The sequence below is a fragment of the Pedobacter lusitanus genome (genome assembly GCF_040026395.1).
Classification (GTDB): domain Bacteria; phylum Bacteroidota; class Bacteroidia; order Sphingobacteriales; family Sphingobacteriaceae; genus Pedobacter; species Pedobacter lusitanus.
In genome coordinates this window covers 2,409,945-2,436,384 of sequence record NZ_CP157278.1, presented here as the reverse complement: position 1 = coordinate 2,436,384, position 26,440 = coordinate 2,409,945, and the positions used below count along the sequence as shown (strand labels likewise).

Annotated in this window: 24 protein-coding genes and 1 riboswitch; of the genes, 11 read left to right on the top strand and 13 right to left on the bottom strand. The window is 40.6% G+C overall.

Going from position 1 to position 26,440, the window contains the following annotated elements; translation table 11 throughout:
* Window positions 1-8 precede the first annotated feature (8 nt).
* The 7 genes from PL_RS10275 to PL_RS10245 form a co-directional block, all read right to left on the bottom strand.
* Window positions 9-689: a sulfite exporter TauE/SafE family protein gene (locus PL_RS10275; RefSeq protein ID WP_041883254.1), complete on the bottom strand. Its 681-nt coding sequence runs from the start codon at window positions 687-689 to the stop codon at window positions 9-11.
* Entirely contained in the window at window positions 686-1,111 is a 426-nt protein-coding gene (locus PL_RS10270; protein WP_041883252.1) for a FixH family protein, read from the bottom strand. Before PL_RS10270 ends, PL_RS10275 begins: the two co-directional genes overlap by 4 nt.
* Window positions 1,112-1,114: 3 nt before the next feature.
* On the bottom strand, window positions 1,115-2,512 hold the full coding sequence (gene ccoG, locus PL_RS10265) for a cytochrome c oxidase accessory protein CcoG (protein WP_052496395.1): 1,398 nt from the start codon (window positions 2,510-2,512) through the stop codon (window positions 1,115-1,117).
* Between the two features lie 2 nt (window positions 2,513-2,514).
* Window positions 2,515-3,351, bottom strand: coding sequence for a cbb3-type cytochrome c oxidase N-terminal domain-containing protein (locus PL_RS10260; protein WP_041883250.1), 837 nt, complete (start codon window positions 3,349-3,351; stop codon window positions 2,515-2,517).
* A 171-nt stretch (window positions 3,352-3,522) separates the two neighbouring features.
* A complete protein-coding gene (ccoN, locus tag PL_RS10255) occupies window positions 3,523-5,634 on the bottom strand; it encodes a cytochrome-c oxidase, cbb3-type subunit I (RefSeq protein ID WP_041883246.1) in 2,112 nt (703 codons plus the stop codon).
* A 67-nt stretch (window positions 5,635-5,701) separates the two neighbouring features.
* Window positions 5,702-5,896, bottom strand: coding sequence for a cbb3-type cytochrome oxidase assembly protein CcoS (gene ccoS / locus PL_RS10250; RefSeq protein ID WP_041883244.1), 195 nt, complete (start codon window positions 5,894-5,896; stop codon window positions 5,702-5,704).
* Window positions 5,893-8,283 carry a heavy metal translocating P-type ATPase gene (locus PL_RS10245; protein ID WP_041883243.1) on the bottom strand — a complete coding sequence of 797 codons (2,391 nt, stop codon included), beginning with the start codon at window positions 8,281-8,283 and terminating at the stop codon, window positions 5,893-5,895. The genes ccoS and PL_RS10245 overlap by 4 nt, the downstream gene beginning before the upstream one ends.
* A 156-nt stretch (window positions 8,284-8,439) precedes the next feature.
* Here PL_RS10245 and PL_RS10240 point away from each other — a divergent pair, with 156 nt between their 5' ends.
* Together PL_RS10240 and ribB are read left to right on the top strand one after the other, a co-directional pair.
* Entirely contained in the window at window positions 8,440-9,756 is a 1,317-nt protein-coding gene (locus PL_RS10240; protein ID WP_348621601.1) for a sensor histidine kinase, read from the top strand.
* A 45-nt stretch (window positions 9,757-9,801) separates the two neighbouring features.
* Window positions 9,802-10,452: a 3,4-dihydroxy-2-butanone-4-phosphate synthase gene (gene ribB, locus PL_RS10235; protein ID WP_041883242.1), complete on the top strand. Its 651-nt coding sequence runs from the start codon at window positions 9,802-9,804 to the stop codon at window positions 10,450-10,452.
* 50 nt (window positions 10,453-10,502) lie between these two features.
* Here the strand turns inward: ribB and PL_RS10230 are convergent, their stop codons facing one another.
* Window positions 10,503-11,375, bottom strand: a complete 873-nt coding sequence (locus PL_RS10230) for a LysR substrate-binding domain-containing protein (RefSeq protein ID WP_041883240.1) — start codon at window positions 11,373-11,375, stop codon at window positions 10,503-10,505.
* 169 nt (window positions 11,376-11,544) lie between these two features.
* On the opposite strand from PL_RS10230, the gene PL_RS10225 reads away from it, so the two are divergent.
* Complete coding sequence (locus tag PL_RS10225; protein WP_041883239.1) at window positions 11,545-12,759, top strand: MFS transporter; 1,215 nt, start codon at window positions 11,545-11,547, stop codon at window positions 12,757-12,759.
* Here the strand turns inward: PL_RS10225 and PL_RS10220 are convergent, their stop codons facing one another.
* The 3 genes from PL_RS10220 to PL_RS10210 are packed head-to-tail and all read right to left on the bottom strand — an operon-like array spanning window position 12,760 to window position 14,659.
* Complete coding sequence (locus PL_RS10220) at window positions 12,760-13,158, bottom strand: DUF1634 domain-containing protein (RefSeq protein WP_041883238.1); 399 nt, start codon at window positions 13,156-13,158, stop codon at window positions 12,760-12,762.
* A gap of 5 nt (window positions 13,159-13,163) precedes the next feature.
* Entirely contained in the window at window positions 13,164-13,997 is an 834-nt protein-coding gene (locus PL_RS10215) for a sulfite exporter TauE/SafE family protein (RefSeq protein WP_041883237.1), read from the bottom strand.
* Window positions 13,998-14,008: 11 nt separating this feature from the next.
* Window positions 14,009-14,659 (bottom strand): FadR/GntR family transcriptional regulator, encoded by a 651-nt coding sequence (locus PL_RS10210; RefSeq protein ID WP_041883236.1) that lies wholly within the window; start codon window positions 14,657-14,659, stop codon window positions 14,009-14,011.
* Window positions 14,660-14,803: 144 nt separating this feature from the next.
* Window positions 14,804-14,891, top strand: a riboswitch (TPP riboswitch).
* A 51-nt stretch (window positions 14,892-14,942) separates the two neighbouring features.
* Here PL_RS10210 and thiS point away from each other — a divergent pair.
* From thiS to PL_RS10170, 8 genes are all read left to right on the top strand, one after another.
* Entirely contained in the window at window positions 14,943-15,155 is a 213-nt protein-coding gene (gene thiS, locus PL_RS10205; protein ID WP_348621598.1) for a sulfur carrier protein ThiS, read from the top strand.
* 41 nt (window positions 15,156-15,196) lie between these two features.
* Complete coding sequence (gene thiC, locus PL_RS10200) at window positions 15,197-17,080, top strand: phosphomethylpyrimidine synthase ThiC (protein ID WP_041883235.1); 1,884 nt, start codon at window positions 15,197-15,199, stop codon at window positions 17,078-17,080.
* Complete coding sequence (locus tag PL_RS10195; RefSeq protein ID WP_052496392.1) at window positions 17,081-17,674, top strand: thiamine phosphate synthase; 594 nt, start codon at window positions 17,081-17,083, stop codon at window positions 17,672-17,674.
* A 7-nt stretch (window positions 17,675-17,681) separates the two neighbouring features.
* Window positions 17,682-18,332 carry a thiamine phosphate synthase gene (locus PL_RS10190; protein ID WP_041883234.1) on the top strand — a complete coding sequence of 217 codons (651 nt, stop codon included), beginning with the start codon at window positions 17,682-17,684 and terminating at the stop codon, window positions 18,330-18,332.
* Window positions 18,326-19,090, top strand: coding sequence for a thiazole synthase (locus PL_RS10185; RefSeq protein WP_041883233.1), 765 nt, complete (start codon window positions 18,326-18,328; stop codon window positions 19,088-19,090). The genes PL_RS10190 and PL_RS10185 overlap by 7 nt, the downstream gene beginning before the upstream one ends.
* Window positions 19,083-20,204, top strand: a complete 1,122-nt coding sequence (gene thiH, locus PL_RS10180) for a 2-iminoacetate synthase ThiH (RefSeq protein ID WP_041883232.1) — start codon at window positions 19,083-19,085, stop codon at window positions 20,202-20,204. The genes PL_RS10185 and thiH overlap by 8 nt, the downstream gene beginning before the upstream one ends.
* A gap of 53 nt (window positions 20,205-20,257) precedes the next feature.
* Window positions 20,258-20,599, top strand: a complete 342-nt coding sequence (locus tag PL_RS10175; RefSeq protein ID WP_041883231.1) for a hypothetical protein — start codon at window positions 20,258-20,260, stop codon at window positions 20,597-20,599.
* A 221-nt stretch (window positions 20,600-20,820) separates the two neighbouring features.
* On the top strand, window positions 20,821-23,499 hold the full coding sequence (locus PL_RS10170) for an MGH1-like glycoside hydrolase domain-containing protein (RefSeq protein WP_041883229.1): 2,679 nt from the start codon (window positions 20,821-20,823) through the stop codon (window positions 23,497-23,499).
* 50 nt (window positions 23,500-23,549) lie between these two features.
* On the opposite strand, the gene PL_RS10165 is transcribed toward PL_RS10170, so the two are convergent.
* On the bottom strand, window positions 23,550-24,623 hold the full coding sequence (locus tag PL_RS10165) for a hypothetical protein (RefSeq protein ID WP_041883228.1): 1,074 nt from the start codon (window positions 24,621-24,623) through the stop codon (window positions 23,550-23,552).
* 5 nt (window positions 24,624-24,628) lie between these two features.
* Window positions 24,629-26,416, bottom strand: a complete 1,788-nt coding sequence (locus tag PL_RS10160) for an HSP90 family protein (protein ID WP_041883227.1) — start codon at window positions 26,414-26,416, stop codon at window positions 24,629-24,631.
* Window positions 26,417-26,440: the final 24 nt, after the last annotated feature.

Here is a 26,440-nt window from a genome sequence, read left to right as displayed (position 1 = left end):
GGGATAATTTAATTACTGCATATGGAAGTTCCGGTTTTGGCCGGACTTATATAGGGAATATTAAGCTCCATTCCCCGGAATATAAACCAGATTCCGAGTACAATCATCAGATAAGGGATGACATTATTGATCTTTCTTCTGAAAATTGCTGTGGTAAAACCTGCGCTTATTCCGGCAATAAACATCAGAGGAACAGTGCCTAATCCATACCAGAACATATATTCAACGGCTGTTTTTACTGTACCCGTATTCAGTGCTCCGGTTAAGGCCAGATAAACCAGTCCGCAGGGTAGAAAACCATTGACAATTCCTATGATCAGGTGATTGGCCTGATGTTTTAAAGCATAACCCAACAAGCGGTTGAAAGGCTGTAATAATCTGGAATTAATCCTGCCGGCAGAGAATTTAAGTAGTTTTGAAATAGCGGCAATCAGAATCAGCAGACCACTGATGATACTGATATATTGCTGTACACCCGCAAGCCAGATCTGCCGGCCAATCAGACCAATAATGGCACCGAGTATACAATAAGCAATAACCCTTCCTCCCTGATAACTCAATTTATCCAGTACGAGAAAACCCCAGCCCTTTTTTAAGGTGGGGACAGCAAAAGCAAGCGGGCCGCACATTCCTAAACAATGTACACTGCCCATCAGACCGATCAGAAATGCGAGGTACTGGTCACTCATCTGATACTGATTTCCTGTTCGTAAAGATATTTTTTTGACTGGCTTTCCCACTCAGTAATTAACCGCCATGATCCTTTTGGTAAATTCTCTGCAGGTATTGATACCCGGTTTTCCTGATCAGTTTCAAAAGACATTGTCTTGTCCAGTCTTTTGTCCGAAGTGCGCATCAAACGTATATTTCCTTTAGCCTGATCAATAAAAACCAGACTTATTATTTCTTTGTTTACTGTTATTTCCGGTTTGGCATGATCCAGATTAACCTGTTCCTTCAAGTTATAAACCTGATTATAATTGATGCCCTTTTCATAGTAATCATTATCTACCAGTGCATCAGTTTTACTGTTAAACATGATGACCACCAATACAATAATGAAGCTCATAAAAGTGCCCATACATAGTAATATTTTTACTCCCCAGTTCATATCTTATTCGTTAGCAGGTGCAATAAATGTAGTCTTAAACTGACCGGCAACTTTGCTTCCGGACATGAGTTTAAAACCTATAGCTGTTTTATATTTCTGAATAGATTTTTGCGGAAAAATCACGAAAAATGTAAGCTTTACTGTTTCTCCCGGTTGCACTATTTTTTCCTTCTGGATATACTGTATTTTAGCATCCCTGTGATCAGGTATAATTTCAAATTGAACCGGACGGGTAGTCTTGTTCATCAGTTCTGAATTATAAAGATTGCTGACAGTTTTATCCTTATCTCTAAGCTGATACAATGTGCCGCTGGCCCTTAGAATAGTTGTTTCTACATCGCTGCGGCTAACCAGCAGGTAAGTTAGTACAGTCATTAATATCAGTAAGACCACACTGTAACCGTAAATCCGCTTGTTTAACTGGAAAGGCTTTTTAGTAGCAATTTCATCTTCTGATTTAAAGCCAATCAGGCGTAGCGGACGGTTAATTTTTTCCATTACCATGTCGCAGGCATCAATACAGGCAGTACAGTTAACACATTCCATCTGGGTACCATTTCTGATATCTATCCCGGTTGGGCAAACCTGAACACATAACTTGCAGTCAATACAATCACCTTCAGGCTGTTCTATTTCTTTGACTCTTTTTCCACGCGGTTCCCCACGCTGATAATCATAGGCAACAATAATACTCTGATTATCTAATAATACCCCCTGAAGACGGCCATAAGGACAGGCTACCGTACAAACCAGTTCACGCATCTTTGAAAAGACAAGGTAGAACGCCAGCGTAAATACACAGATGGCGATAAATCCTGTAATATGCATAGAGATAGGTTCAGTCATTATTTTCCAGAGTACAGCGCTGCTGATTAAATAAGAAAGAAAGATATTCGCAATCAGAAAAGATATAGCCAGGAAAAGGCAATGTTTGATGGTCTTTTTCCAGATCTTTTCGAAATTCAGGGGGCCATTGTCCAGTTTTTTTTGCTGGAGATGATCTCCCTCTATCCAGTTCTCAATTTTCCGGAAAACCATTTCCAGAAAAATAGTCTGTGGGCAGGCCCATCCGCAGAAGACCCTGCCAAAGACTACCGTAAACAACACCACACCTATGATGAAGATCAGCAATGCCAGTACAAAAAGATAAAAATCCTGTGGCCAGAAGATTATCCCAAAAAAGACGAACTTTCTTTCCAGCACATTCAGCAGAATCAGCTGTTCCCCATTCAGTTTAAGAAATGGTGCAGCGAATAACAGTGTCAGGAAAAAATAGCTGACCGTCGCACGGTACTTATAAATCTTGCCTTTGATAAGCTTAGGATAGATCCACTTTCTTTTTTTTCCATCATCCGTAATCGTAGCGGGCTGATCTCTGAAATGTGCAGGACTTTGTGACATAATTATTCTTTGTTTCCCTGTGGGGCTTTAGCTCCCGCAGGGTTTGTTCCTTTTAATGACAAAACGTAATTGGTTAAATCTGACAGCTGTTGTGCACTGAGCGATTTTTCCCAGGCGATCATTCCTTTTTCAGGAACACCATATTTGATTGTTTTGAAAACATCTTTTGCGGTTCCCCCATGCAGCCAATATTCATCTGTCAGGTTTGGCCCGACAAGACCTTCTCCATGTTCCCCATGACAAGGTGTACAGCGGTTGGCGAATAAAGAAGCTCCGTTTTTAATTACAGCTTCATCTTTACTTTGTTCCATGTTGTTTTCATTTACAGCATTTGCCGCATTCGCAGGATTTGACAGAAAGGCCACTTTAGCTTCTGCTGCCTGTTCTATCTCTGCTATGTATTCTTCTTCCTGTGATTTACCGAAGCCTAAAACATCATAGGTCAGTAAATATCCTATGGCGAAGATGATTGTGCCATAAAACAGGATCATAAACCAGGCAGGAGTGGGGTTATTCAATTCGGCTATGCCATCAAATTTATGTTCCATAACCAGGTTTTTCTCCTCTTCCAGGGGTTTTAGCTGCATCAGTCTGGTCCAGATAGAAGGTTTTTTCTTTTCCAGTACCAGTAGCGCTTCCTGTTCCATTCTCCTTTTCTCTCTCTCTTCGGGCGTGGCAAAAGGAGTTGGATGAATAGATTCCCTGACATAAAATTTAATCACCTTCAGCATGAGTATGGCCACGCAAAGGATCATCACTGCAGTGATGAGCATTAATCCAATTACAATATCTGCTGAAGTACTCCCTGTAGACCAGCTGCTGTTAATTACCTCTTTCATCCTGATCGTCTTTTAAAGGGAGTTCGCTCATATATTTTATTTCGTCCTTTTTCATGGTTAGCAATAATATGCCAACCAGTAAAAAAAATAGCATGAAGATGCCGAGTGAGCTGAGCAGATACCCTTGGTTTCCATCAACCTTATCTAAAAATTGCTTAAACATGTTTTGCGTTATTTTGCTTTAATATCTGTACCCAGGCGTTGCAGATAAGCGATGATCGCGATGATCTCCTTATCACTCTTCACCTTAATATTGTTCTGTTGTAAGTCAGCAGCAATTGCTTTAGCCTGTTCTTCCAGTGCAGCATTTGCTTTATGCTCATAACCTGTTTCATATGGAACACCCAGCGTACGCATGGCATTAATCTTTGAACGGGTAGTCGTCGTATCCAGTTTTTGCTCAGCAAGCCATTCATATGGAGGCATAATACTACCTGGTGACATTGTTTGCGGGTCATATAAGTGGTTGTAATGCCATGCATTACCATATTTTCCACCTTCGCGCTGCAGATCAGGACCTGTACGTTTAGATCCCCATAAAAATGGATGATCATAGACGAATTCTCCGGCTTTGCTGTATTCTCCATAGCGTTCAGTTTCAGAACGGAACGGGCGGATCATCTGAGAATGACAGTTCACACATCCTTCTCTGATATATACATCTCTGCCCTGTAATTCAAGCGGCGTATAAGGTTTTACACTGGCTATTGTTGGAATATTGGATTTAATTGTAAAGGTTGGCATCATCTCAATCATTCCGCCAATCAGAATTACGATCAGTGAAAGTACCATGAAGATCATTGGTTTACGTTCCAGCATGCGGTGTAATTTCTTATCATCTCCCTGTGCAACATAAACCTGAGGTAAAGGCTGGGCTTCGGCAGCTTCATTAGCTACAAGTTTGCCTGATTTCATGGTTTTGATCAGGTTATAGGTCATCACAATTACGCCTGTCAGATATAATGCTCCGCCTATCGCTCTCATGACATACATCGGAAGAATCTGAATTACTGTTTCCAGGAAATTAGGATATCTTAATAAACCTTCCTGGTTAAACTCTTTCCACATTAATCCCTGGGTAAAACCAGCAAAGTAAAGCGGAACCGCATAGAATATAATTCCCAGTGTACCAATCCAGAAGTGGAAGGAAGCCAGTTTTTTAGAATATAAAGTCGTGTTGTAAATTCTTGGAATCAGCCAGTACAGAATAGCAAAAGTTAAAAATCCATTCCAGCCTAATGCTCCAACATGGACATGGGCAACTATCCAGTCAGTATAGTGAGCAATAGCATTGATTTGTTTAAATGCCAGCATGGGCCCCTCAAATGTGGCCATACCATAAGCCGTCAGACCGACAACCATGAATTTAAGTTTAGGATCCTCTCTGACTTTATCCCATGCACCTCTTAAAGTAAGCAGTCCGTTGATCATACCTCCCCAGCTTGGAGCAATCAGCATCACAGAGAAAGCTACACCTAAAGACTGTGCCCAGGAAGGTAATGAAGTATATAACAGGTGGTGAGGGCCTGCCCAGATATAAATAAAGATCAGCGACCAGAAATGCAGAATACTCAGCTTGTAAGAATATACCGGACGATCGGCCATTTTTGGTAAAAAGTAATACATCATGCCCAGGTATGGTGTGGTCAGGAAAAATGCTACAGCATTATGTCCGTACCACCACTGTACCAGCGCATCCTGTACACCAGCATACAAATAATAACTTTTAAATGCAGAAACAGGTAACTGAACAGAGTTTACAATATGCAGTACCGCTACAGTGACGAAAGTTGCGATGTAAAACCAGATAGCCACATACATATGTTTCTCCCGTCTTTTGATGATTGTACCAAACATATTATAGCCAAACACGACCCAGATTATCGTAATCGCGATATCTATCGGCCATTCCATCTCTGCATATTCATGTGAACTGGTCATTCCCAGAGGAAGCGTAATAACCGTAGCTATAATAATTAATTGCCAGCCCCAGAAATGGATCTTGCTGAGAACATCACTGAACATCCTTGTTTTAAGAAGCCGTTGTAAAGAATAATAAACGCCCATAAATATGGCGTTACCTACAAATGCAAAGATTACTGCATTGGTATGTAATGGCCTGATACGGCCGAAAGTTGTGTATTGGGAACCCAGATTCATGGCAGGTTTAAAGAGCTGCATGGCAATCAAAAGTCCGATCGTCATTCCGACTATACCCCAGACGATGGTGGCTAATGCGAAGTTTCTGACGATTTTGTTGTCGTAGTAGAATTTTTCAGTCATAAGAAAAATTGGTGTGGTTTATGGGGGTAAAATTAGCCTTGTTTAATATCCCGGGCAGTGACAGGAGTTATGCCTGCAGGTGATCTTCATCACTTTTTTCTTCGTCCCGGGGTTCCTGAGGCTTTTCTTCTTCAAAAAGTATCCTCATTCCAGGAGTAAAGAGATCATCGTGCTGACCAGATTTACTCGCCCAGAAAAAGGCGAGTAAGAATATCAGGGCCAATAAAATGCTGAAGCCAATCAGCATATAGATCATATTCATAATAAATGATTTTTACGGGCGTAAAACCGGGCGGTCAGACTGGTGAATAAGATGATGGTTACTGTACTCATAGGCATGAGTATAGCCGCCATTAAAGGAGAAAGTAAGCCTTGTACAGCAAAGAATAATCCGACTGCATTATAAAGCAGAGATATAACAAAACTCATGTGGATCACTTTGACAGCATCTTTTGCCTGTCTGATAAACTGGGGTATCTTTTTAAAAGCAGTACCATCCAGTATCGCATCACAGCCGGGAGAGAAATTATTAATGTCATCTGTGACTGCAATACCCAGATTACTTTGTCTTAAAGCACCGGCATCATTTAACCCATCACCCAGCATCATTACTTTAGCACCTTTTTGTTGTAACTGAAGAATGTAATCCAGTTTTTGCTGCGGACTTTGCCGGAAATGTAAATGCTGTGTCCCCGGAAAAAATGGAGTCAGGAGTTTGCGGTCATGATCCTGATCGCCGGATAATAGATGCAGATCTGTTTTTTGCCCCAGTTTAAGTGCTAATTGTTTGAATCCTTCTCTCCAGCGTTGTGAAGAACGGAAGAAGCCGCAATAATGATATTCTATTAAGATATGAACCACACTCCCCTGATCCTGTGTTTTCAAACCCAGATATGCAGCACTTCCCAGTTTTACTTCATGACCGTCTACGCAGCCAGTGATTCCCCTGCCTACTTTTTCTTTATACTGTTCAACAGCAAACCGGGGTTTGAGATTTAACCATTTGACCAATTCTCTGCTCAGCGGATGTCCTGAGTTTCTTGCCAGGTCACAAACCAATTGTTTTTCATATTTGTCCAGCTCTCCTGTAAAATCAAAACCAGCTGCTTCGGGATTGGTAATTGTTCCTGTTTTATCAAAAACGATAGTATCGATCCGGGCAAGTTCTTCAATGACAGCTGTATTTTTCAGATAGAATTTATTCTGATCGAAAATGCTCAGAACTGCAGCCAACGTGAAAGGTGAACTTAATGCCAGTGCACAGGGGCAGGCAATAATCAATACAGCAGTAAAAGATGCAACAGCTTTGTTGATATCCGTACTAACCCAGTACAGACCAGCTGCCAGGGCAATAGCCAGCAAAATAATGCTAAAATAGCGGCTGGCAGTATCACTGAAAGTTTTAATCGGATCTTTTTGAGTAGAAAAGGCCTCGTTATTCCATAATTTGGTCAGGTAACTCTGAGAAACAGGTTTAACCACTTCGAGTTCTATTGCACCTTTTAATTGCCTGCCACCAGCGTAAATAATCTCGCCCAGTACTTTTTCTACCGGAAGAGATTCACCCGTAACAAAACTAAAATCAAGTCTTGCATCTCCTTTAAGCAATATTGCATCAGCAGGAATTATTTCATTACTGCGGATCAGGATACGGTCGCCTGTCTGAAGTTCATTCAGCGGAAGTGGTTTTTCCCTGCCATCTTTTAACTGCGTAACCGCTACCGGGAAATAAGAGCGGAAATCACGTTCGAAAGACAGATAGTGATACGTCCTTTTCTGCATCCATTTACCTATCAGCAGAAAAAATACCAGTGAACATAAAGTATCAGCAAATCCGGCACCTGTCTGGGTGATGATTTCAAAGGCAGAGCGGATGAACATTACAGCAATCCCCAGTGCGAGCGGAAAATCCAGATTCAGGACTCCATTTTTAAGATTGGTCCAGGCAGAGATAAAGTAATCCCTTGCACTATATAACAATACTGGAATGGTGAAAGCCAGGTTGATCCATCCAAAGAAGTTTTTAAAATCCTGCTCAAAGCTATTCAGCCCAAAATAATCCGGAAAACTTAACAACATTACGTTTCCGAAACAAAAACCTGCAACTGCGATTTTAGTGAAAAGGTTGCGTTCAGAATGATCGGTTCTTTGTTTTTTGATCATATCCTGTAAACTGATCAATGGTTCATAGCCAATAGCACTCAGTGTTTCCACTACCTGTCTGAGTGAAATCTGCTGATTCCTGAAAGTGATGCTAACCTGTTTTTTGAGGAAATCCACACGTGACTGTGCAATAGCAGGATTGAGTTTGTGCAGGTGCTCGAGCAGCCATATGCAGGAGCTGCAATGGATAACAGGAATAAAAAGAGTGATTACAGTGACCTTTGCATCGGTATAATCGACCAGCTCGGTTACTATGCCCGGCTCATCAAGATAGTTGAAGTGCTGTGCCTTTTTCTGCTGAGAGCTTCCCGGTACGTCATTATACAGATAGTAGCTGGAAAGGTTATGGCTGGAAAGTATCTGATATACTCCTTTACAGCCCAGACAGCAAAAATGTTTGTCATCTGCAGCATAAGGTTTCTCGGGAAGATTGTCTCCGCAGTGAAAACAATGCGTCTCTACTGTTAAGCTGTTAGTTTCATTCATAAGAAATTCTTTGCTCCAAAAGTGAGGGCATAATCCCAATCTTAAAATGATACCTGAAACCTTAAAAAGTGACGTAAGTCACTTTTATTTCCATAACTTTATATTTTATTTCTTGATATTAAAAACTATTGCCCGTTAAGACCGCTTATTATATTGATGAAAAAAGATACAATGCAGTTCTGGACTAAACTTATGGGGAGCCCTGATACTCATACACTGGAAGCAATCATATTTCATACTGCCTGTGTTTTTACTGCTTTACTTTTTACCTGTAGTATAGTTTTTAATTATCTGATTGGCTTGTATACCTTGTCAATGCTCCTGATACCTGCAGTATTTTCTGTTTGTTTTGTTTATTATTTGTCGAAATTCAAATACAAACTGAATGCGGCCATTACTATTTTTTGTACGCTGGGCAATCTGTTATTTATAGCTTTTTTTCTGAACAATTCTGGTATTAACGGACCTGGGCTGGTTGTGTATCTCCTTTTTTTCTTTCTGGTGATTAGTATTGTGCCTAAAAATCAACGTTTTCTGTGGATGGCAGTTAATATTATAGTTGCTATAAGTCTGATCATTTTTCAATACCATTATCCTGAACTTGTTCCTGTTAATTATAAAGATGATCTCAGCAGGCATCTGGATCTGAGTTATGTTTATTTCTTTACGCTGATCATTATCTATTTTATTCTGACCAGCATTATTACAAGTTATAACAGAGAAAGATTACTTGCCGAAAAGCGGGCAGAACAGCTGGAAATTGCCAATCAGTCAAAAAATAAGTTATTCTCTATACTGGCACATGATCTCAGATCACCTTTAAATTCTATTCAGAGTTTTCTGGAGATTTCTATGGAAGTAGAAATTGAAGAAGATGAGAAAAGAACTATAAATTCCAGTTTGCTTAAAGAGACCAAATATACCGGTCAGATGCTGATCAATTTACTTTCCTGGAGTAAAACACAAATGGAGGGGGTAAATGTCAGGCTGACCAGGCTTGATCTGGCAAGGGCACTGGAAAGTACCTTGCTGTTGCAGACAAGTCTGGCAGAAGAAAAAGGACTGATTTTAACTAACAGGATTCAGCATAATGTTCATGTTATTGCCGATAGTGATATGATGGAACTGATTATCCGTAATCTGATTAATAATGCAATTAAGTTTACTCCACCAGGGGGGATAATCACTGTTTCTTCTGAGATACATGGTCAGGAGTGCTGGATAAGAATAGAAGACACAGGTATTGGAATAGCTAAAAAAGATTACGATAACATCTTTTCTCTGCATTCAGAGATTACGTACGGAACAAATAAAGAGAAAGGCGTGGGGCTGGGCCTGGTTTTATGTAAGGAATTTATAACTATGCAGCATGGTAGAATCTGGGTAGAAAGTACATTGAATGTCGGTACAGTGTTTTTTGTAAGCATCAATCTTTCTCCAAGAGCTGATTTATTTCCTTTGCATTTGAATTGAAAGTTTAATTAGTCACCTTTGCAGCGTCAAAAAAATAAATATACTATGGAAGATCACTATGAGCTGTCCCGTTTCGGAAAGGGTTTTAAGGAAAGAGTTGAAAACGCACTGGACTGCCTGAAAAGGGGTAAAGGAGTACTGGTTGTTGATGATGAAAGCAGAGAGAATGAAGGTGATCTGATCTTTCCTGCCGAGACTATGACAGTACCTGATATGGCTTTAATGATCAGGGAATGCAGCGGTATTATCTGTCTGTGTCTGAAACCGGAAAAAGTTGATTCATTGGAGCTTCAGCCAATGGTACAGGTAAATACGAGTAAATATCATACACCGTTTACGGTATCTATAGAAGCTAAAGAAGGAGTGACAACCGGGGTTTCTGCCGCAGATCGTTTACAGACTATCAGAACAGCAATGTCTGACCAGGCTAAACCCGGGGATCTTTCAAGACCCGGCCATATATTCCCGTTAAGAGCTAATGAGGATGGGGTTTTTGGAAGACGAGGTCATACTGAAGGCAGTATAGATTTAGTTGTACTTGCAGGATTCAGGCCTGTTGCAGTGCTTTGTGAACTGACTAATGAAGATGGTACAATGGCCAGACTGCCGGAAATTTCTGTTTTTGCAGAAAAGTACGAATCTACTGTGGTTTCTATTGAAGATATTTTCCAGTACAGGTTATCCCTGCAGAATTAGCTTCTGGTACAGAATGGAAAAAAATGGTATCGCATTTTGCGATACCATTTCTATACTACTTTCATAAACTCTTCTACAAACAGCACTGCTGATTTTTTACGGTAAACTCCCTTTTGCCAGAGTATAAAAGCCTGTTTATACAGTTTTTTATCCGAAATGGGTACAGCTACAAGATTCTCCCATGTACTCAAAGCCTTCTCATTAATTATGGTAGCCCAGTTGCCTGATTCCACCATAGATAATAGCGAATGGACATCGTTCATTTCTATCCTGGTATTGGCGGTAATATTGTTTTTTTTGAAAAACTCATCGAACATATCCCTTGAGCTGAATCCTTTACTAGGCAGAATCAGATCTAATTTTCCCAACTCTTTCAGCGATATTTTAGGCAATTTGGACAGCGGATTATTTTTAGAGACTGCCATAATGATTTTAGAAGAGAACACGGGCTGCATCTCAAAACCGCTACTGTCCCTTTGTTCATGAAAGGCAAGTATGATGTCCAGGTCTGCCATTTTAAGTTTGGTTTCCAGTTCACCTGCAGTTCCATACTCAATATGAATCATAATACCAGGGTATTTCTCTGAAAATGGAGTCAGGGCCGGTAAGAGTAAAGAGCTGAAGGCATAAGTTACACCAATTCTCAGTTCTCCGTTTATCATATTCGCCAGTTCAAATATCGCTTGTCTGGACTTTTTAATGTCGAGCATGATCTGATAGGCATGGGTCAGAAAAACATTGCCTGCTTCTGTGAGTTTTACCTGCTTTCCCATTCTGTCAAATAGCAGCATTCCCAGATCATCTTCCAGTTGTTTGATTTGCTGTGACAGCGTAGACTGTGTGACAAAGCAGGCAGCAGCGGCATCTGTAAAATGCAGGAGCTCTGCGGCCTTGATAAAATAATTGAGTTGCCTGATTTCCATAAGCAATAAAGATAATCGATCGTTAAAACTAATCAATATCATTAAAACTATCAATTTTATAAATACATAGTTTATGCCGAAATTTGTATTGGTCTTCCGGATGGAGCTGCAAATGAGAAAATTATAGCAGCATAAACCGGACAGACTGCCAAAACAGTAAAATAATATCATGAATGTCTTCCGATCATTAAAATCACGAAATTTCAAACTCTTCTTTTATGGACAATCAATTTCCCTTGTAGGCACATGGATGCAAAAGACGGCGGTCAGCTGGCTGGTATATCAGCTTACAGGATCTGCGGTTTTGCTTGGAGTTGTTGGTTTTGTGAGTTTGATTCCTTCACTGATTTTATCGCCATATGCCGGCAGTCTGGTAGACAGACATAACCGTTACCGCATTCTGGTCATCACACAGATTGTATCTATGATTCAGGCCGGGGCACTGGCAGCAATTATCTATTTCGGATTTAATAATATACTTTTTATTATCGGACTTAGTCTGGTGCAGGGAATTGTCAATGCATTTGACGTCACCTGCAGACAGTCACTGATGGTAGAAATGGTCAATGATAAAGATGATTTACCCAACGCCATTGCGCTCAACTCGTCAATGGCTAATTTTGCACGTATTGCAGGACCAGCAGTAGCAGGGATTATTCTAAGTACTTTTGGTACTGACATTTGTTTTCTGGGTAACTTTTTGAGTTATATTCCAGTGCTGATCTGTTTATTTATGATGCGTCTGCCGGTGCAGATTATTACTAAATCTACTAAAAGCATTTGGGTGGAGCTGGAAGAAGGATTCAGGTATGTGGCAGGAGATAAAGAACTGAGCAGTATGATTATGATGATTGGAGTGAGCAGTCTTTTTGTAATTCCTTTCAATACCCTGATGCCAATCTTTGCCAAAGATATATTTAACGGAGATGCTAAGACTTTCAGCTGGTTTGAAAGTGCAGCAGGGCTTGGATCTATTATCAGCGCTATTTATCTTGCCAATTTAAAAAACAGCAGTACCATGATCAAATTAACCACTATTGCCGGAGCAGTGATGGGTGGAAGTTTGTTATTCCTGGCTTATGCGCCGCAATTGCCAATTGCTTTATTATTCATGGGTTTATCAGGAGTTGGAATGATGGCCCAGTCATCAGCTATTAATACTTACATACAAACACATGCTGTTCCTGAAATGCGCGGACGCGCAATCAGTTACTATGTCATGGCCTACCAGGGACTGATACCTGTAGGTAGTCTGCTCATTGGATGGGTGGCTCATTTAATTGGTCCAAGACCTGCAGTATTGATTGAAGGAATGATAGGATTAACTGCTACCGGAATTTTTGCCTATTACAAAAGCAGACAGGCAGCAGTTAAAACTATATGATTAAATGCTCAGTCCGCCGAACATGCTGAACAGGATAATAGAAAGAACAATCAGCGTAATCAGCACATATAATTTATCTCTTTCCAGGCCAAAAGCAACCAGAGAAAATACAATCCTTATAATGGGTGTGGCAATCAGAATGACTACACCCAATTGTATAATCTCAGTTGCACTACCATTACTTAGCCCTTTGATAATGCCGGTCAGACTGGTATATCCTTCACCTTCTCCGTGAAATACCCCGTATTCAGGAATACCGGAACCTTGTTGAAACAAGTACCATATTCCCCCAATTATAGCTATCAGACCCGAAATCAATACGCCATATCTTAACACCTGACCAATCAGCTGCTGCATGTCATAGTCGGTTACTCTTTTAGTTTCTTTATTCGTATTCATGTTTCCTAGAATTTATGATTAAAACCATTGTATATCATATTGAGTGCGATAGCTGTGATTGCAAAACTGAATATGATTTTCAGCCACTTAACGTCGATTCTCATCAGTAATTTTGAACCTGTAAAAGCGCCTGCCAGTACACCAATAATTACAGGGAAAGCAATTCCAGGATCAATATAACCTCTTTGCAGATAAACAACGGCACTCGCAGCAGCAGTCACACCGACCATAAAATTACTGGTCGTAGTACTTACCCTGAACGGAACCCGCATGGCACTGTCCATCGCCAGAACTTTTAGGGCTCCCGAACCTATGCCTAATAAGCCTGAAAGCATCCCTGCCAGTGTCATAATAGAAAAACCACCGCCAATATTTTTTAGCTTATAGTCTATAACACCTTCTTTTGAAGGGTAGCTGCTATTTAATTTAAGCAGATAAGAAAGTCTGCTTCCTTCTGTCAGTGCACCCTCGTGTTTCTTCCTAAGCGTCATTGCTGCAGAGAATATCAGGGTAACACCAAACAGAATAGCTACAATGTTAACCGGAGTGTAAATTGCCAGAATAGCTCCGATAACTGCACCAGCTGTAGTTGCAATTTCAAGAAACATACCCAGACGGATATTGGTAATACCCTCCTTTACATAGGCACTTGCGGAGCCTGAAGAAGTGGCTATTGAAGCAACCAGTGCTGCACCAATGGCATAACGGATATCAACATGGAAAAACAGGGTGAGTAGCGGTATAATTACCACGCCACCGCCAAGCCCCGTAAGAGAGCCTGCAAGTCCTGCAAGATAAGCCCCCAGTAACAGGATCAGGGTAAAGGTTAAAATAGTCATGAGTTATATGATTAATAATTGTTGTTTAATAAAGTTTTGATAAGCTGTACTGCTGATTCCTGATTCCTGTTAATGATGGCAAGGGCAAGTTCTTCATGCCATTTATGACTTCTGGCAAAATAGGTCATGTTTTCTTCTTTACGTTTGGTAAAGAAATCCCTGATAACCGAGGTGAAGTTTTGATATAAGTCTACCAATACCTTGTTTTTTGAAGCCTTTGCAATGCTGACATGAAAAGCTATATCAGCATCCGTACATTTTTGCTGCTGGTCAGTCTCTATAGCTTTTTTTCGTTGTATTAAATGATCCTGCATGGCACTGATGTCCTTATCAGTTCTGTTCAGACAAGCCAGTCTGACGATTTCTATTTCAAGTAAGGAACGTACCGCATTGATTTCTTCAAAGTCGGCGCGGCGCAAACGCTGGGCAAGAGTTTCACTTTTAATTTTGGAGGCTACAAAAGTACCTGATCCCTGTTGTACTTTAAGAATTCCGGACATAGCCAGGGTTTTGATAGCCTCTCTGATCGTAGAACGGCCAACTTCGTAGCGCTCCATCAATTCGGGCTCTGATGGGATTTTTGTGCCTTTTTTGAGCTTTCCAGAGGCGATATCGCTTTTAAGCGCAGTGATTACCTTGTCTGATAGATTGATTCTCTTCATGATTTAAACATCTGATGTTTCAAAGATAAATCATCGGAACAAACATCTGATGTTTGTAATGTAAAAGTGACAGGGCATACGGACAAAACCAAAATGGATTTTTCAATTATATTTCGTTTCTTCTTAAAAATGTTATAGGTTTACAAAAAACTTTAGGGGTGCCTTGCGCTGAGATATACCCTTTGAACCTGATGCAGTTAGTACTGCCGAAGGGAAAAGTAAGGCCATTGCTATGCTGTGGTTTTTCATTCCTTATACAGGTCATTCCTATCGTTATTAAAAAATGAAAAGAATGGAAATTACTGTAAATCATCAAACTTATTCTATCACCGGTTCCTGTTCTGTTGTACAGTTGTTAAGTACTGTTTTGCAGGTTTCTGATAGCGGTATTGCGGTAGCTGTTAATCAGTCTGTCGTGTCTAAATCTGACTGGTCTGCATACCATCTTCAACCCGGAGATCAGGTCATGCTGATCAAAGCTACCCAGGGGGGATAATTCTTTATTTCTGTTTCTAACCTAACAAAAATCACATAACGATGAAAGTAGAAAAAATTCCAGATGGCCAGGTCATCAGCAGGACGCCATTTCCGGCCTCCCGTAAAGTTTTTGTAAAAGGACAACTTCATGATATTGAAGTAGCCATGCGTGAAATCAGCCTTAGCGAAACCAAAATACACAATGGTTTTGGCCTGACAGAGAAAAATCCGTCTGTAACAGTTTATGATACAAGTGGACCTTATACTGATCCCAATGCACATATTGATGTGAAATCCGGGTTGCCCAGAATCAGAGAAAACTGGGTTACCGGCAGAGGCGATGTTGAAAAGCTTGATCAGATTACTTCAGCTTATGGTGCGCAGAGACTGGCAGATCCTTCACTTGATCAGTTGCGTTTTGCCTTTCAGCATCAGCCATATCGTGCAAAAGCTGGTCAGAACGTATCACAAATGCACTATGCAAGAAAAGGGATTATTACTCCTGAAATGGAATATATCGCTATCAGAGAAAATCAAAGGATAGAATTGTGGAATAAAGAACAGGGGGAGCAGGCGGAGGCCATGAGCCATCAGCATCCGGGAAATAGCTTTGGAGCAAATACCCCAAAAGAATTTATCACCCCCGAATTTGTACGTCAGGAAGTAGCTTGCGGCAGAGCAGTTATTCCATCAAATATCAATCACCCTGAGTCTGAGCCTATGATTATCGGCCGGAATTTTCTGGTTAAGATTAATGCCAATATTGGTAATTCAGCTGTAACTTCCAGTATTGAAGAAGAAGTTGAAAAAGCAGTATGGGCTTGCCGCTGGGGTGCAGATACAATTATGGATTTGTCAACGGGCAAAAATATTCATGAAACAAGAGAGTGGATTATCAGGAATTCGCCTGTTCCGATCGGGACAGTTCCGATTTACCAGGCACTGGAAAAGGTAAATGGTAAAGCAGAAGACCTGACCTGGGAATTGTTCAGAGATACATTGATTGAGCAGGCCGAGCAGGGGGTTGATTATTTTACCATTCATGCCGGAGTATTATTACGCTATATTCCACTGACTGCCAAAAGGATTACCGGTATCGTTTCAAGAGGCGGGTCTATCATGGCAAAATGGTGTCTGGCACATCATCAGGAAAGCTTCCTGTACACGCACTTTGAAGAAATCTGTGAGATTATGAAGGCCTATGACGTTGCCTTTTCTTTAGGTGATGGTTTAAGGCCGGGATGTCTGGCTGACGCTAATGATGCTGCACAGTTTGCAGAGCTGGAAACTCTGGGCGAGCTGACAAAAATTGCATGGAAACATGATGTACAGACTATCATTGAGGGACCTGGACACGTACCGATGCACCTGATCAAAGCTAATATGGAAAAACAGCTTGAACATTGCGGAGAGGCACCATTTTATACTTTAGGTCCGCTGACTACAGATATAGCACCCGGATACGACCATATTACTTCGGCAATCGGAGCTGCGATGATAGGCTGGTACGGAACTGCCATGTTATGTTATGTAACGCCAAAAGAACATTTGGGTTTACCCAATAAAAAAGATGTGAAGGACGGTGTGATTACCTATAAAATTGCTGCACATGCCGCAGATCTGGCCAAGGGACATCCCGGAGCCCAGTATCGTGATAATGCTTTGAGTAAAGCAAGATTCGAGTTCAGATGGGAGGATCAGTTTAACCTTTCCCTTGATCCCGATACTGCTAAAGAGTTTCATGATGAAACCCTTCCTGCAGACGGAGCTAAAATTGCCCATTTCTGTTCCATGTGCGGACCTAACTTCTGTTCTATGAAAATCACACAGGACGTGAGGGAATATGCAGCCAAACAAGGACTGGATGAAGCTGATGCTTTAGCTAAAGGAATGAAAGAAAAGTCACGTGAATTTACAGAAAAAGGAAGCGAAATCTATTTGTAAATGGAACTCATTGTCATTACACGTCCGGATTATTTTGTTGGGGAAGGTCAATTGATCAACGCACTTTTTGCTGCGGGACTCAGTTTATTGCATCTCAGGAAACCGGAGAATGATGAAGTGAAGTTTATGCTGCTGATGAAAGAAATTAATCCGGCTTATTATCCGGCCATTGCTATTCATCAGCATCATGAACTGGCAGATATGTTTGCAATCCGAAGACTGCATTATCCGGAAAAACTCTGGAGGATTACCGGTGAACAGAAAAGAATTGAGCTTTTTGCCAATGGGTTCCATTTAAGCCGTTCTATTCATGAATGGGAGCTGCCTGCAGATACAGCCTTTCTGGATTATGTCTTTTTTGGCCCTGTGTTTAATAGTATTTCCAAAGCAGGCTATCAAAGTATAACAGGTGAAAATTTTAAGCTGACCGAAAAACCAGCGGGATTAAAGGTTTTTGCTTTGGGAGGAATTACAGCCGATTTGTTCAATGTCGTGAAACAAATGAATTTTGATGGAGCGGCTGTTCTTGGAGCACTTTGGAATCATCCATCCCGCGTATTAACAGAATTTGAAAAAATGCTCAAATCACTATAGATTAAACATGTTAATTGATCAGTTACATTATATATCACAGGCCCCTGATAACGGGACGCACCTGACAGCAATAGAAAAAGTGCTGCGTGCAGGAGGTAAATGGATACAACTCAGAGTAAAAGAACAAACAGAAGATGCCATTCTCGAACTGGCTGTTCAGGCAAGCCGTTTATGTGAGCAGTACGGAGCCAAACTAATCATCAATGACTACCCTGAGCTGGCCTTGAAATCCGGTGCCTATGGTGTACATCTTGGGTTGAATGACCTGTCAGTATCAGCCGCAAGAACTATCCTGGGGAAACACAGATGCATTGGCGGGACGGCAAATACATTTGAGGATGTATGTAAAAGAGCAGATGAAGGAGCTGATTATATCGGGTTAGGTCCGTTCAGATTTACCAGTACCAAGAAAAATCTGAGTCCGGTTCTTGGACTCGATGGTTATAAAAGGCTAATGGAGCAAGTTAAAGAGGCCAATATAAAATTGCCCATTATAGCTATAGGAGGCATACAGACTCAGGATGTAGGTGTTATACTGCAAACCGGAATTTATGGTATAGCGGTTTCCGGTTTACTGACGCAGGATGACAATCCCGCTTCAAGTATAAATCAGCTTTACCAGGAAATGAATCTTAATTCAACACAAACGTTATGTTAACCATTGCAGATAAAGTATTTAATTCCCGTCTGTTTACCGGTACGGGGAAATTCAGTTCGGCCGGAGTCATGGAAGAGGCACTGCTGGCTTCAGGATCAGAACTGGTAACAGTAGCTTTAAAAAGAGTCGATCTGAAATCTTCAGAAGATGATATACTGAGCCATCTGAATTATCCGCAGATCAACCTGTTGCCTAATACGTCGGGAGTCAGAAATGCGAAAGAAGCTGTTTTTGCAGCGCAGATGGCCAGAGAAGCACTGGAGACCAACTGGATTAAACTTGAAATTCATCCTGATCCCAAATACCTGATGCCCGATCCTGTTGAAACCTTAAAAGCAACAGAAGAACTCGCGAAATTAGGTTTTATCATCCTGCCTTATATACATGCCGATCCGGTATTGTGTAAACATCTGGAAAATGCAGGTACAGCTGCGGTTATGCCATTAGGTTCACCGATTGGCAGTAATAAAGGATTAAAGACCATTGATTTTCTGGAAATTATTATCAGTCAGAGCAATGTTCCAGTGATTATAGATGCTGGAATTGGTTCGCCGTCAGATGCAGCAAAGGCTATGGAGATAGGCGCAGATGCAGTGCTGGTCAATACAGCAATTGCTGTTTCCAGAGATCCGGTGAAAATGGCTGAAGCTTTTAAAATAGCTGTAATAGCAGGAAGAATGGCTTTCGAAGCAAAATTAGGTGCAATCAATACATATGCTGTGTCAAGCAGCCCTTTAACTTCTTTTCTGGATGACTGATAATTTCACTGCACTTTTTAATACTTACAGCTGGGAAGAGACCAGGCAGAGTATTTATGATAAAACAGCATTGGATGTAGAACATGCTTTAGGGAATAACAGAAGAACACTGGAAGACTTTAAAGCGCTGATCTCTCCTGCAGCGGCTCCTTATCTGGAACAAATGGCACAGTTAAGCAGGCAGATTACACTCAGGCGGTTTGGTAAGGTGATGCAGTTATATGTACCCCTGTATCTTTCTAATGAGTGTAATAATATCTGTACTTACTGCGGATTCAGCCTGGATAATAAAGTAAGGCGGAAAACCCTGTCTCCTATGGAAATTATGCAGGAAGTTGCCGTGCTGAAAGAAATGGGTTACGATCATGTCTTACTGGTTACCGGTGAAGCCAATCAAACCGTGCATACTGAATACTTTAAAAAAGTACTGGAGCTTTTACGTCCTCATTTTGCCCTGATTTCCATGGAAGTTCAGCCATTGAATAAAGAGGATTACGAAGAATTGATTCCCCTGGGACTAAATACTGTGCTGGTATATCAGGAAACCTATCACCGGGAAGATTATAAAAAACATCATCCAAAAGGGAAGAAGTCTAACTTTGAATACAGACTGGAAACCCCTGACAGGCTGGGAAAAGCAGAAGTTCATAAAATGGGACTGGGTGTGCTGATTGGTCTGGAGGACTGGCGTACAGACTCTTTTTTTACAGCACTGCATCTGAGTTATCTGGAGAAAAAATACTGGAAAACCAGGTATAGCTTATCGTTTCCGCGTTTGCGTCCGTTTAGTGGCGGACTGGAGCCGAAAGTGGAAATGTCAGACAGAGAGCTGGTTCAGCTGATTTGTGCTTACAGATTATTTAATGAAGAAGTTGAATTGTCTATTTCTACCAGAGAATCTATTGTATTCCGGGACCATATTATCGGTTTGGGGATTACCTCTATGAGTGCAGGGTCAAAGACAAATCCCGGAGGATATGCGGTAGAACCTGAGTCCCTAGAACAGTTTGAGATCAGTGATGAAAGAACACCGGGAGAAATTGAAACCATGCTGAAAGAGAAAGGATATGAAGCAGTGTGGAAGGATTGGGATCAGGGGCTTGTCTGTAAATAAAAAAAACAGGATACAGAGTGGTGGCAGGTAATCTTTATGCTTAAATTAGCGCCATGAATTTAATTGACTTTACACTCCCTGAAATAGTTTTTTTAGAACCTAGTGAACACCTGGAAAATGAGCTTGAAAGCAGAACTGTAATACAACACACTGCTTCACATACAATAATGGAAGTTATCGCTGCAGATGAAGTGGAGGGACTTAATTTTAAAGCAGGTACCAAAACCTATGAATTTGAATATCTGAATCTTTACGGGCTTGTTGAAAATCATCTTTTTGCAGTTCATTTCACACTGGAAGAAGGAGATATGACTGATATATTCAAGCAATGCGCGGACTGGTACAGAGCATATCTGAGCTGGGAAGACAGGAATATATTAGAAGATGAAGAGTAATTAACTGGCCCATTAGTGAGATATGGGACGGACATATTTGCCCATATACTTGCGAAAAATGTAATCATTGTAAAGGGGAGGATGAGATTGTTTCTTGATTCTAAACCTCCTGAGTCCTCATTGCAGGATAATATCTTATTCAGGTCATAAACCCTGTTCAGAACCGGGTAACCCTGTCCATACTTAGCATATTAAGTTTTAAATTTTACTTTTGTGGACACATGAATAAACTTTTCGTTACTGCAATTTTTTCGTTCTCTTTTATGGCTGCTGAGGCCCAAAAGCCTATGAACAATATTTATCAGTCTGATGCATATAGCTTATCAAAAGACAAGGTAACCCAGGGCGCATTTGAAGCTGTTGCCCTGTCTTCAACGATGCTGCATTCCAATTATCAGAGTCCCGTTAATCTGGATATCAGTCCAGATCTGTCTTTTAAATTCAGTATCAATGGTAAGGATAATGAAATGGTCTCGGGAAAGAACCATGAGCTTAGCATTATTGCTGTAAACGGGCAATTTGAAACTCCTGTTATCCGTTTTGGACAACAATTAAAAGCACAAAAGTCATTAGCTAAAGGAGTTTTCCTCTCTCCTGATACGAAATTCACTATTAGACTGGATATGCGCGAAGTGCTTGCCGCCTTTGCTTCAAAAGGTTTTTATACCGCATACGATGGAACAAAAATCTACAAAGCAGATTTCAAAGGTGTTTTTGTAGCAGGAAGTATCAGTCCGCTGATCTGGGATTTTGATAACCTGAGTAATCATAAAGAGCTGGAATTAAAAGATACTGATAGTGATGGTATTTATACGGTCACTCTGGAAATGAATAAGGCACAGGAGAAAAAAACTACAGCCTCTTCCTGGAAACTTACAAAAGACGTGTCTGCTTTTCCTCAGTATAAATCTGCTGTTCCAATGATGGACGCACTGTATAATCTGGGTTTAGAAGAAATGGAGAATGCAGTAGAACCAGATAGTACTTTCAGAACAGGAAAAGAGTGGGCAGGGGTCTGGACCAGAGATATCAGTTATAGCATCATACTTTCTATGGCTACATTGCAGCCAAAAGTTGCCCAATACAGCCTGCTTAGAAAAGTTAAAAATAATCGCGTCATTCAGGATACAGGTACAGGCGGTTCATGGCCGGTATCTTCGGACAGGATGATCTGGGCTGTTGCAGCCTGGGAAGTATATAAAAATACCGGTGATCAGTCGTGGCTGACCAAAGCCTATACGATTATTAAAAACTCTGTGGAAGATGATTTGAAAAATGTTTATGATCCTCAGACTGGTCTGGTTAGAGGAGAATCTTCATTTTTAGACTGGAGAGATCAGACTTATCCCAAATGGATGCAGTCTGCAGATATCTACGCTTCCGAAAATCTTGGAACCAATGCCGTTCATTATCAGACAAACCAGGTACTTGCTCAAATGGCTGTGCTGATGAAAGATCAGACGGCAGCAAAAAAATATGCCGGGATTGCCCAGCAGATCAGAGCAGGAATCAATACCCATTTATGGATACCGGAAAAAGGTTATTACGGGCAATATTTGTATGGCAGGCAGTTTAAAATTTTATCTCCCCGCTCTGAAGCACTGGGTGAAGCCCTTACTGTTCTGTTTGACATTGCAGATCAGAACAGACAGAAATCGGTAATTGAACAGACACCGGTAAACAGTTTTGGTATTCCCTGTATTTACCCGCAGATCCCAAATATTCCGCCCTATCATAACAATGCTGTCTGGCCATTTGTACAAGCCTACTGGTCACTTGCAGCTGCAAAAACGGGCAATGCAGAAGCATTAATACAAAGCATGAGTGCGATCTATCGCCCTGCCGCATTATTTCTGACCAATAAAGAGAACTTTGTTGCCACCACGGGTGATTTTGCCGGTACGCAGGTTAATTCGAGCAATATGCTGTGGAGTCTTTCCGGAAATATAAGTCTGATTTATAAAGTGCTTTTTGGTATGGATATGCAGGTAAACGGGTTAGTGTTTAAACCATTCGTTCCGGAAGTTTTAAAAGGCGAGCGGACACTGACTAATTTTAAGTACCGTAAAGCTGTTCTGGATATAAAACTGAGTGGATATGGAAATATAATCAAATCTGTTACCCTTGATGGGAAACCTTTGCCGCAGGCAACAATTCCTGTAAACCTCAAAGGGAAACACCAGGTGGATATTATACTGGCTGATCATAAAACCGAAAAGAGTAAAACAGGCGAAACTGAAGACTATTTCTCTGTTGTTGTTCCTTTGCTGAAAAAAGAAGGTGCATTGATCAGCTGGGGAAAAGTAGAAGGTGCAGAGCACTATCAGATTATTCGTAACGGGAAAGAAGTTACTCAAACATCCGGACTGAATTATACTCCCGAACAAAGCGGAGAATATCAGGTCATTGCGATAGATAAAAATGGGGTACCATCCTTTGCCAGTGAGCCGGTTTTGATTACGGATAAAAAAGATGTGCAAACCATTGTTATGGAAACCGTAGCTGAAAAATCAACTTTACCTTATCAGGGATATACCGCAAATGGTTTTATTGAAATCAGTAAAACGAAAAATAAAAAAGTGACTATAAAGGTTAATATTCCTGAAACGGGTACTTATGCTGTAGATTTCAGGTATGCTAACGGAAATGGCCCAACCAATACAGAGAATAAATGTGCAGTCAGAACATTTAAGGTCGATGGTTTATTTGCCGGGACTTTTGTATTTCCTCAGCGCGGAAAAGAAGAGTGGTCTGACTGGGGATTCAGTAATATCAATTCAGTGAAATTGAAAAAAGGACAACATGAGTTCAGTCTTTCTTTTGAAGACTGGAACGAAAATATGAATGGAGAGATTAATCAGGCTATGCTGGACTATCTGAGACTAATCAGGATAAACTAATCATTTATAATAAAGGCCCTTATACGGGCCTGTTTTATTATAAATGAAAATTAGATTTTTGCATCCTCTGCCTGTATCGAAAAGTTGGAATTACCATTACGTTTATCAAACCTGTATGCGTAATCTATAGCCTGTTGATAATAAAAATCATACAGATCTTTTACAGCATAGGTATCTGAAGCCTTGTACAGTGGATGTGCATCAGGCAGTTTAAGCCTGACTATATTTTCCTGATCCTCAAGTTTTAAAGCCTCTGCCAGATGCATCGAGAAGAAAAACTTCTTATTTGCTTCACATTCCAGCGCCCATGGCAGATATCTCTCCGCATAATTCCAGCCGGTAGTTTTGTCCGTATGAAAAAGATAAACAATCAGCATCCCCATTGAGGTAATCAGCGTAGAATCAGATTCTTTTCCCAGTAACTCCTGCTCAGCTTCCATGAACAGATCAGCAGCCTCTTTAATCCTGTGATCTTTAATGGCCATATAACATAAATTACACAAGGTAATCAAAGGTACATGAGCACAGCTGTACTGTTTTTGAAGCAAAGGCTGAGCCCTGCTAAAGGCTTCTTTAAAGTCCCCCTCATTGATTAAAAATGAAACCTCATTATCCACTTCACAGGCTCTGCAATCGCTGATCCCATCAGTTGGTAAAGCATTCACCAGGTCCAGATATTTTCTGCTTGCTGCACTGTCTTTTTGATTTAATGCATCATGAAGCTGTTTGGTATAATAGGAGCGGAGATTAAAACCCTGTTCCACAGCTCTGCGTTTATAATCTTCCAGGACAAGTTGAATCTGTGCCAGAGGAACATCCGGATTGGAAAACAATTCGCCGATTACCCATTTATATCTCCATAATAAGGTGTTTACTGAATAATTTTTCGGGTTTTCATCATAGGCATTTAACATCCAGCTAAATGCATTGACAAAATATGGCTTGTCAGCAAGCCCCCATTGTTTGTTTAAAAGATTTAATCTCAATTCATATCCCAGCAGTGTATCCAGATTCTCGTCTGCCAGCTGAATCGCTGCGATCAGTAATTTTTGGGCGTCCTTTGGATTTATGTTGTCCTGATTAGCAGTATCCGCTAATTCCTGTATATCTAAAGTATAACTCATTGTTTTTATATATTGATAAAATTGTCCATACCCATAATCACCAGGTTATGAAGTGCTTCATTAAATAAATTCATTTCTCTGTCACTGACCGGGTATTTCCCCAGCATTAATGCCTGCACATATAAAATGTGTATAATCGAAGGGAATAAATAAGGATCTTTAATCCCGGTAATGCTTTTAACCAGTTTGTTATCTACATTCAAACAAAGCAATGGCTGAATTACTTTTGTCTTTTTGGTAAACATACCCAGTGTAGCTTCCAGCGGATTAAAACCAGAAGACTCCTGTGTACTTTTAGCATCAATATCTTCATGAGCACCTATATAAATTGCCGGTGTGTCAGCAGGATTAAAATGTTTAAGACTACAGCTGCAGTTTAGTGGCTGAAGGACCACTGCTGCCCTGTTTTCAAAATCTAACAGTTCTGCTGAATTTTGCAGATCAACCGAGTGAAAAGTATTCAACAGGCTTTCCGGTGATAACTGTTCTATCTTCAGATCGGGATGCAGCTGACTGATTTTTTTTAACAGCGCCTCTTCAAAAGTATAACCTGCATTAATCACCAGGATGCCCTGCGATCCTGCGATTCTGTGGATCTGTTTAAAGTCGTTGATATTAGGGGTATAATAGATGGTCTGCTCCAGATGTCTGATACTCCTGTAGCTCCTTGGACCTTTATTGGTTTCAAAAAGCAAATCATCCATAAATACCATTAACAGTTCATGGTCTTCTGCGGCAATAGCTTTAAGATGGAGGTAATGCGTACTGACCAGTTTCTGGTAAATATCCGGGTCAACTATGTCTATGGTTTTGAGATAAGACTTAATGGATTGTGAAATCTCATTTTGAGCTGCTTTGAGTGTGTCATTATACACCAGTGATTCTCTGGAAGCAGTAGCATCCAGACCATCAGCATTGAATATGCAACGGATAAAAAATGCCCATTTAGGTAAAAGATGGCAATCATCCTCACTCATAAACATGCGCTTTAAATAAAGTTTATGGCTCTGCTTGCCTGTAAACTGTGTTTTATAAAGAGAGACAAATGCTACTCCTTTAACCCCTCCGTTAACAGAAGAAATAGGAAAGGCATCCAGAAAACCGGTGTTAAAAGTTTTTCTGCCTATAGCCAGTAATTCTTCTTTAGAGGCTCTGGGATTAAGCCAGCGGGCTCCCGATTCATTGATCCAGGTAATAGCTGCATTATAATGCAGATAAATTGGCATAGGTAAAGCTTCGCCATAATAGGCTAAATTCCTTTGGAAAACACCAGGTTCAAACAGGTGTTTAAATTCTTCTTTAGGCAGTAGGATTACCCTGGTTCCGATTGACCTGGGCTCCTCAATTTCCAGAATACTATAAGTACCATCAGATTTTCCTGTCCATCTTACTGCTTTTTCACTGAAGGCCGATCTTGATTCTACAATGATTTCATTGCTGACCACAAAACAGGAGAGTAATCCAATCCCAAATTTTCCTATATAGTCTTTGGCTTCAAATGCTTCACGTTTAGAACTTTCACCAATAACTGCCAGGAATTTGTGGATTTCTTCCTCTTTCAGTCCGATGCCATTGTCTTCAAATATCATTTCTGCCCTTGCATTATCCGGTAAATAAATGCGGAGACAGCCTTCATGGTCTTCATGAATAGTCCGGAATGCTGTTATTGCATCCACACCATTTTGTAAAAGCTCTCTTACAAAAGTACTCGGATTACTATAGAGATGTTCTGACAAAAGGGAAATCATTCCCTTCAGGTTTACCTGAAATAAATATTGTTGATTTTCATGCATGTTCATAGTATTTTAGTAAAAATC

What these genes read in the sequence shown, in the direction of transcription:
- thiH (WP_041883232.1), top strand. Translation starts at nt 19,083, where the DNA reads ATGACTGATAATTTCACTGCACTTTTTAATACTTACAGCTGGGAAGAG.
- PL_RS10175 (WP_041883231.1), top strand. Translation starts at nt 20,258, where the DNA reads ATGAATTTAATTGACTTTACACTCCCTGAAATAGTTTTTTTAGAACCT.
- PL_RS10245 (WP_041883243.1), bottom strand. Translation starts at nt 8,283, where the DNA reads ATGAATGAAACTAACAGCTTAACAGTAGAGACGCATTGTTTTCACTGC.
- PL_RS10270 (WP_041883252.1), bottom strand. Translation starts at nt 1,111, where the DNA reads ATGAACTGGGGAGTAAAAATATTACTATGTATGGGCACTTTTATGAGC.
- PL_RS10220 (WP_041883238.1), bottom strand. Translation starts at nt 13,158, where the DNA reads ATGAATACGAATAAAGAAACTAAAAGAGTAACCGACTATGACATGCAG.
- ribB (WP_041883242.1), top strand. Translation starts at nt 9,802, where the DNA reads ATGGAAGATCACTATGAGCTGTCCCGTTTCGGAAAGGGTTTTAAGGAA.
- PL_RS10190 (WP_041883234.1), top strand. Translation starts at nt 17,682, where the DNA reads ATGTTAATTGATCAGTTACATTATATATCACAGGCCCCTGATAACGGG.
- PL_RS10210 (WP_041883236.1), bottom strand. Translation starts at nt 14,659, where the DNA reads ATGAAGAGAATCAATCTATCAGACAAGGTAATCACTGCGCTTAAAAGC.
- PL_RS10240 (WP_348621601.1), top strand. Translation starts at nt 8,440, where the DNA reads ATGAAAAAAGATACAATGCAGTTCTGGACTAAACTTATGGGGAGCCCT.
- PL_RS10160 (WP_041883227.1), bottom strand. Translation starts at nt 26,416, where the DNA reads ATGCATGAAAATCAACAATATTTATTTCAGGTAAACCTGAAGGGAATG.
- ccoS (WP_041883244.1), bottom strand. Translation starts at nt 5,896, where the DNA reads ATGAATATGATCTATATGCTGATTGGCTTCAGCATTTTATTGGCCCTG.
- PL_RS10215 (WP_041883237.1), bottom strand. Translation starts at nt 13,997, where the DNA reads ATGACTATTTTAACCTTTACCCTGATCCTGTTACTGGGGGCTTATCTT.
- PL_RS10195 (WP_052496392.1), top strand. Translation starts at nt 17,081, where the DNA reads ATGGAACTCATTGTCATTACACGTCCGGATTATTTTGTTGGGGAAGGT.
- PL_RS10275 (WP_041883254.1), bottom strand. Translation starts at nt 689, where the DNA reads ATGAGTGACCAGTACCTCGCATTTCTGATCGGTCTGATGGGCAGTGTA.
- PL_RS10230 (WP_041883240.1), bottom strand. Translation starts at nt 11,375, where the DNA reads ATGGAAATCAGGCAACTCAATTATTTTATCAAGGCCGCAGAGCTCCTG.
- PL_RS10185 (WP_041883233.1), top strand. Translation starts at nt 18,326, where the DNA reads ATGTTAACCATTGCAGATAAAGTATTTAATTCCCGTCTGTTTACCGGT.
- PL_RS10165 (WP_041883228.1), bottom strand. Translation starts at nt 24,623, where the DNA reads ATGAGTTATACTTTAGATATACAGGAATTAGCGGATACTGCTAATCAG.
- PL_RS10260 (WP_041883250.1), bottom strand. Translation starts at nt 3,351, where the DNA reads ATGAAAGAGGTAATTAACAGCAGCTGGTCTACAGGGAGTACTTCAGCA.
- thiS (WP_348621598.1), top strand. Translation starts at nt 14,943, where the DNA reads ATGAAAAGAATGGAAATTACTGTAAATCATCAAACTTATTCTATCACC.
- ccoG (WP_052496395.1), bottom strand. Translation starts at nt 2,512, where the DNA reads ATGTCACAAAGTCCTGCACATTTCAGAGATCAGCCCGCTACGATTACG.
- ccoN (WP_041883246.1), bottom strand. Translation starts at nt 5,634, where the DNA reads ATGACTGAAAAATTCTACTACGACAACAAAATCGTCAGAAACTTCGCA.
- thiC (WP_041883235.1), top strand. Translation starts at nt 15,197, where the DNA reads ATGAAAGTAGAAAAAATTCCAGATGGCCAGGTCATCAGCAGGACGCCA.
- PL_RS10170 (WP_041883229.1), top strand. Translation starts at nt 20,821, where the DNA reads ATGAATAAACTTTTCGTTACTGCAATTTTTTCGTTCTCTTTTATGGCT.
- PL_RS10225 (WP_041883239.1), top strand. Translation starts at nt 11,545, where the DNA reads ATGAATGTCTTCCGATCATTAAAATCACGAAATTTCAAACTCTTCTTT.